We start from the raw sequence: 6,593 nt of genomic DNA, 5'->3' as shown, positions 1-6,593 counted from the left end.
GACGCGGATGCCGGCGCCGGTGCGCACGGTGCCCTTGTCGGCGACGGAAGCCGGGACGCGGATGCCGGCGCCGGTGCGCACGGTGCCCTTGTCGGCGACGGAGGCCGGGACGCGGATGCCGGCGCCGATACGGACGGTGCCCTTGTCGGCGATCGCAGCGGGGATGGAAGCCATGGGGAGGATGCTCCGGTTGGGAATTCTGATCTGGCAGCGCCAGACACCCCGGAACGTGAAGGTCAGGCAGCAACAACGCAAGTAATTTTTCCTACTTGTATGTATTCTTTTTCCCAATATGATAGGTAGATAGGAAAACGATCACTGCAATCCCCGGCTGCATCGTTCAAAGGCCTTCACCATGACTCAGGCGAACGCTGCATTCATGCAGCGATCACGTGGGTCACGCGAAAATAACGGTTTTGGATACAACCTATTAGTTATTCACAGGTTGGGTTTATCGCGGGTTGCGCTTCCCTCGCGGCATACATCCTGTGGCTGTCGATGGCGCACCCACGCAAAAGGCCGACTCCAGCGTGGCGCCTGGGTCACAACCTACCGGGGGGTTGCTCATGCCGGGTTTCGTAAATGACCTTCAACACGTTATGACAGCGTGAGCATGTCAGACATCGTTGGCCGTTTCGGGCAGGACGACAAACCTTCCCGGGACCTCGTCCTCCCCGAAGGCGCCCTGGGCGCCCTTCCAGCCATTCGGCTGCGCATCACCATGCTGGGCCGCCTGGACGTGCGGTCCTTCACCGGCGATCCCCTGCTGCCGCGCTCGCGCAAGACGCGTGGCGTGCTCTCGGTGCTCGCCATCGAATCGCCCGAACCGGTGTCCCGCCAGCGCCTGGCCGACCTGCTCTGGAGCCGGCGTGGCGAGGAACAGGCGCGCGGCTCGCTCCGCCAGGCCCTGCACGAACTTCAGGAAGCCCTTGGCGAGTGGGGCAAGGGGCTGATCGTCGCAACGCGCGAGACGGTGGCGCTCAACACCACCGGCGTCTGGATCGATGCGCGCGAACTGCCCCGCATGGCGCGCGACCGGCCCGAGGCGCTCAACCTCATGCAGGCCGAGCTGTTGTCGGATCTCGACAGCCTCGATGCCGCCTTCGATGCCTGGCTGATCGACCAGCGCCGCCGGCTGCGCGACTCCGCCCTCGATGCCGCAACCGCGCGCCTGGCGGCCGCCAACGGCCCCGAGGCGCGCGCCCAGGAGGCCCGCCGCGTCCTCGCCATCGATGCCGCGCAGGAGCCGGTCTGGCGCACCCTGATCCGCTCCGAAGCCGAGCGCGGTGACCGCGGCGCCGCCTTCGCCGCCTGGGAGGAATGCCGGCGCGTCTTCGCCGAACGCTTCCGCGGCGCGCCCTCGCCCGAGACCGCCGCGCTGGCGGAATCGCTGCGCGGGGAGGTCGCGACCCCCCCGCCGCGCCCGGTGCGCCGGTCCGCAGCGCGGGGCGCGCGGCTCGGCGTCATGCCGTTCCGCGTGCTGGGCGAAGGGTCGGATGCCGATGTGTCGCTCGGCCTCGCGGGCGAGATCACCGCCGCGCTGGCGCGGTTCCGCTGGCTTGTGCTGGTCGACAGTTCGTCGATCGCGGCGGCGGAACGGCAGGAAGGGGCGAACGAGGATCTCGAACTCGACTTCAGCCTCTCGGGCACGGTGCAGCGCGCCGGGGACCGGGTGCGGGTCACGCTGCGCCTGACCGACCACCGCCCGCCCGATGCCGTGGTCTGGGCCGAACGCTTCGATCGCGACGCCGGCGACATCCTGGTGCTGCAGGACGAGATCGCCGCCGAGGTGGTGGCCCGCGTCGACCCCGAGATCCTGCTGATCGAGGCGAATCGCGCCGCCGCCCGCCCGCAGGTCCATGTCACGGCCTATGACCTGCTGCTGCGCGCGATTCCGGCGATCTACCGGCTCGACCGCCAATCCTACGAACTCGCCGGCAGCCTGCTGTCGGAGGCGACGCGGCTCGAACCCGATTATGCGCCGGCCTATGCCTGGCATGCCTATTGGCACCTGTTCCTGGTCGGGCAGGGCTGGGCGCCGGCCGGCACCGACGTGCTGGCGAAGAGCGAGGAACTCGCCTCGCGCGCCGTGGCGCTCGACCCGTCGGACGCGCAGGCGCTGGCCATCCTGGGCCATGTGCGCGCCTTCCTGCACCACCGCGTGGCCGAGGCCGTCACCTTGTACGAACGCGCGCTGGCGCTGAATCCGAACCTGCCCATGGCCTGGGTTTTCTCGGCGCTGGCGCTGTCCTATCGCGGCCACCACGAGGAAGCCTTGCGGCGCTGGGAGAGGTACAAGCGCCTTGCGCCGCTGCACCCGCACGCCTTCTTCTTCGACGCCGCCCGCCTGGTGCCCTTGCTGATGCTGCGCCGCTTCGAGGATGTGGACGCCGATGCGCGCCAGGTGACCGCGCTGCACGCCGGCTTCACCTTCCCCTACAAGCTGTGGCTCTCGGCGCTGGGCCACATGGGGCGGCGCGACCAGGCGGTCGAGGTGCTGGGCAAGCTGATCGCCCTGGAACCCGATTTCAACATCCAGAAGGCGCGCGACCGGGCGCCGCTGCAGACCCCGGCCGAGCTCGACTTCTACCTGGCCGGGCTGCGCGCGGCCGGCCTGACCTGAGGCTGGCTCGGCGGCGCCTCGCGCGCGCCGCGGCGAACCCGCGTGGCGCTACATCGGGCGGATGGCATCCCCCGGGCGGATCGTGCCGCCGGTCACGATCCGGCAATTCAGGCCGGACCGATTGATCAGCGGCTTGAACACGCGCTTGCCCAGCAGGTCCTCGAGATACTGGCAGGGCACGTTGAGCCGCCCGCCGACCAGCACCACGTCGCCCACGCGGAACTGCCGCCCGACCAGGTGGTTCAGCGGCACGCCCGCGACAGTCAGATTGCGCCGCGTCTCGTGCGGCGGCAGGTCGATGTCGTGGTCGCGGGCCAGCGCATCGAGCGTCTCGATCTCGATCAGCGTGACCTGGCGGTCGGCGTGGGGCTTGTGGCTGTAGGTGCCGCGCGCGGTGGCGTAGCGGTCGCCCTCGATGCCGACGCCCTCGACCAGCCGCGCGGCGTCCAGTTCCTGCATCGGCGCGGCGGCTTCGGGCGCGATGTGGATCGCCAGCAGCACGCCGGAAAAGTCGTGGCTCATCGCAGCAGCTCCGCCGCGGCGCGCAGCAGGGCGCCATCCGGGCTCCAGAGGGATTCCAGCACGCGGAAATGATCCGCGCCGGGCAGGGGAATGAGCGGCCCGGGCGCCTGCGCCTCGGCGCGCAGGCGGTGGAAGCTGCGCGACTGGCGGCGCAGCTCCGGCAACTCCGCGCCGCCATAGGCGATGGCGATGGGCTTGTTCACCACCGGGCGGCGGATCGGCGAAAGGTCGGCGATCTCGGCATCGGTCAGGCGCAGCTTCTCGTTCAGGTAGGTGTCGCGGATCGGCGCGAGGTCGAAGACGCCGGACATGGCCAGCGCCGCGGTGACCGAAGGATGCTCCGCCGCCAGCGCCGCCAGGTGCCCGCCCGCCGACCAGCCCGATGCCACGACCGGCCCGGCGATGCCATGCGCCGGCCCCTCGGCGGACAGCCAGTCCAGCGCGCGGCTGACCTGCCAGGCGATGGTGGTCAACGAGGCCTCGGGCGCCAGGGTGTAGCCGGGCAGCGCCGCCGACCAGCCCATGGCCAGCGCGCCTTGCGCCAGGATGGCGAAGTCCTGCCGTCGGTTGCGCTGCCAGTAGCCGCCATGGAGGAAGACCAGGCAGGGTGCGCCGGGATCGCGGCCGGGATAGAGGTCCCACGCCTCGCGCTCGGCCGCGCCATAGGGCAGGTCGAGATGCCCCGGATGCGCGGCCCGGAAGGGTTCGGACAGCGCGTTCCGCGCGGCGATCTGCGCGGCGCTGTCGGGGACGCGGCCGGTGTTGTCATAGGCATCGTCGCGCTGCTTCTGCGGCCAGCCGGCCCAGCCTTCCGGCAGCGCATAGGGCGATGTCATGGCGTGATGACGCGCACCGGCGCGCCGGCGTTGAAGGCGGCGATCGCCTCGACCGTGCCGTCGTAATAGGCGCGGTAGTTCTGCTGCGTGACGTAGCCCAGGTGCGGCGTCAGCACGGTGTTGGGCGCCGACAGGACAGGGTGGTCCTTGGGCAGGGGTTCGATGTCGTACACATCGATGCCCGCGCCGGCGATCGTGCCGGCCTTCAGCGCGGCGATCAGCGCATCCTGGTCGATCAGCGGCCCGCGCGAGGTGTTCACGATGTAAGCGGTGGGCTTCATCTGCGCGAGGTCACCCGCGCCGATGATGCCGCGCGAGCGGTCGGACAGGATCAGGTGCAGCGTGACCACATCGGCGGTGGCGAGCAGCGTCGCCTTGTCGACGCGCGTGACGCCCACTTCGGCGGCGCGTTCGTCGGTGAGGTTGGTGCTCCAGGCGATCACCTTCATCCCGAGCGCCAGGCCCACCTTCGCCGCCCGCGCGCCAAGCTTGCCGAGGCCGATGATGCCGAGCGTCCGCCCCTCGGTCCCCCAGCCCACCGAGGTCTGCCACTGGCCGGCGCGCAGGGCCGCCTGTTGCGCAGGGATGTCGCGCATCAGGTTCAGGATCAGGCCCCAGGTGATGTCCGTGGTCGGGTCGCCGGAGGAGGCGGTGCCGCAGAAGACGATGCCGCGATCGGCGCAGGCGGCGGCGTCGATCGACCGGTTGCGCGCCGCTGTCGTGATCAGCAGGCGAAGGTTGGGCAGTGCTTCGATCAACGCGCGCGGGAAGGGGGTGCGTTCGCGCATCGCCAGGATGGCGTCGAAGGGGGCCAGGCGCTGCACCAGCGTGGCGCGGTCGGTGAGGGTGTCGCGGAACACCGTGACCTCGACGCCGGGCAGCTTGTCCCAGGGCCCCATGGACATTGCCACGCCCTGGTAGTCGTCGAGGATGGCGAGGCGCTTGATGGCATCGGGCATGGGTCGTCTCCTGGTTCGTTGCGCGTGCATGGCGCGCGGGCGCGCCGCGCGCAAGCGGGGGTCAGCCTTGGGTGATGCCGGCCAGCGCGGCGCGCAGGTTCGCGGGCAGGGGCGTGGGTGTCTTCTGCGTCGCGCGGTCCACATAGACATGGACGAAGTGGCCCTCGGCCGCCGCGACCTCGTCCTCGCCGCGGAAAATGCCGATCTCGTAGCGCACCGAGGTATTCCCCGCCCGCCCGCAGCGCAGCCCCGCCGTGACGTGATCGGGGAAGGCGATGGGCGCGAAGTAGCGGCACTGGGTTTCCACCACCAGGCCGATCACCGGCGCGGTCGGGACGTGCAGGAAGCCGGTGTCCATGAGGAAGCGCGCCACCACCGTGTCGAACCACGAGTAGTAGGTCACGTTGTTCACGTGGCCATAGACGTCGTTGTCCATCCAGCGCGTCGGGATGGGCAGGAAGAAGCGGTAGTCGGCGCGCGTGCCGCGATCCTTTGCCATGGCGTCAGCGCCCCATCGCGCGGGTCACGATGGCCTCGTCCACGCAGGACTCGAAGGCGGGCGCGCCCTTGATGATGCCGGCAGAGCGCATCGCGCGCTGCAATTGGTCGAAGGCGGCGCGCGGGAAATGCGGCGTGGCCGACCACAGCGCGAGCGACTGGTAGCGCGCCAGCGCCGCCGTCAGCGCCGCCAGCGGCACATCGGCGAACATCGGCGCGATGGTGGCGGCGATCTCGGCCGGCGGCGCGGTGTTCACGACCTCCAGCGCCGCGGCCATGGCGCGGATCATGGCGGCGAATTCGGGGCCGCGTTCGGCGATGCGCGCTTGCGTCGCGTAGAAGGCCGTATAGGCCGAGGGCCCGCGATCCGCCGCGCGGTGCCACACGGCCCCGCCCCGCGCCTCGGCCAGTGCGGCATGGGGTTCGAAGACCTGCGCGACGTCGAGCGAGCCCTCCAGCACCGCGGCGATGTTCTGCGCCATGGAACGATCCGCCACGCGGTTCAGCGTTGCCGGGTCGATGCCGGCCTGGCGCAGGTCATCCTGCAGGCACCACCACGGCGTCGGCACCTCGCTGACCGTGCCGAAGCGCAGCGCCGGCAGGTCGGCCAGCGCGAAGCCAGGCCGCGCGCCGCGCCCGACCAGCAGGAAGGGGTCCTTCATCACCACCGCGCAGAAGGACCGCAGCGGGCAGGCGGGGTCGCGGTCGCGCAGCAGCATCGGGCGCATCGGGCCGGACCAGGCGATGTCGGCCGCGCCGGACAGCAGGTTGTCCGCGGCCTTGTTCGGATCGCCCGCGGTGTCGCGGCGGACCTCGACGCCCTGGGCGGCGAAGAAGCCGCGCGCTTCGGCCACGTAGAAGGGCGCGTAGAACACCGCGCGGAAGGGTTCGTTGAGGATGATGGGCTGCACGGCGGTCTCCCGGAGGATGGCGCCATTCTGCGCGGGGTGGACGCGGGCGCAACCGGCGCGGCTTTGGCCGGTGCGCGCCCTGGCCCCCAAACGCGGGTGCGCATCGTTCGTACCGGTCGAGGGTGCGCGCCCTGCGTCGCAATCGCGGGTGCGCACCCTGCGTCGCAATCGCGGGTGCGCACCCTGCGCAACGCATACCCCGCGCACCAGCCCCGCCGATTCGCCGCTGGCGCGGCTTGGGAAG

Annotated in this window: 6 protein-coding genes; 1 reads left to right on the top strand and 5 read right to left on the bottom strand. The window is 70.8% G+C overall.

Annotation, left to right across the window (positions count from 1 at the left end):
* The first annotated feature begins 721 nt into the window (after positions 1 to 721).
* A complete protein-coding gene (locus LQ222_RS19550; RefSeq protein ID WP_230168525.1) occupies positions 722 to 2,623 on the top strand; it encodes a BTAD domain-containing putative transcriptional regulator in 1,902 nt (633 codons plus the stop codon).
* Positions 2,624 to 2,671: 48 nt separating this feature from the next.
* Here the strand turns inward: LQ222_RS19550 and LQ222_RS19545 are convergent, their stop codons facing one another.
* From LQ222_RS19545 to LQ222_RS19525, 5 genes are all read right to left on the bottom strand, one after another.
* Positions 2,672 to 3,145, bottom strand: coding sequence for an MOSC domain-containing protein (locus tag LQ222_RS19545; protein ID WP_230168524.1), 474 nt, complete (start codon positions 3,143 to 3,145; stop codon positions 2,672 to 2,674).
* Positions 3,142 to 3,981, bottom strand: a complete 840-nt coding sequence (locus LQ222_RS19540) for an alpha/beta hydrolase (RefSeq protein ID WP_230168523.1) — start codon at positions 3,979 to 3,981, stop codon at positions 3,142 to 3,144. The genes LQ222_RS19545 and LQ222_RS19540 overlap by 4 nt, the downstream gene beginning before the upstream one ends.
* Positions 3,978 to 4,940, bottom strand: coding sequence for a D-2-hydroxyacid dehydrogenase family protein (locus tag LQ222_RS19535; protein ID WP_230168522.1), 963 nt, complete (start codon positions 4,938 to 4,940; stop codon positions 3,978 to 3,980). The genes LQ222_RS19540 and LQ222_RS19535 overlap by 4 nt, the downstream gene beginning before the upstream one ends.
* 61 nt (positions 4,941 to 5,001) lie before the next feature.
* Positions 5,002 to 5,439, bottom strand: coding sequence for a thioesterase family protein (locus LQ222_RS19530; RefSeq protein WP_230168521.1), 438 nt, complete (start codon positions 5,437 to 5,439; stop codon positions 5,002 to 5,004).
* Between the two features lie 4 nt (positions 5,440 to 5,443).
* Entirely contained in the window at positions 5,444 to 6,349 is a 906-nt protein-coding gene (locus LQ222_RS19525; RefSeq protein WP_230168520.1) for an ABC transporter substrate-binding protein, read from the bottom strand.
* Positions 6,350 to 6,593 lie beyond the last annotated feature (244 nt).

This window comes from Roseomonas sp. CECT 9278, assembly GCF_918698155.1.
GTDB lineage: Bacteria > Pseudomonadota > Alphaproteobacteria > Acetobacterales > Acetobacteraceae > Neoroseomonas.
The sequence above is the reverse complement of the archived record's forward strand: the minus strand, read 5'-3'. Positions and strand labels throughout refer to the sequence as shown.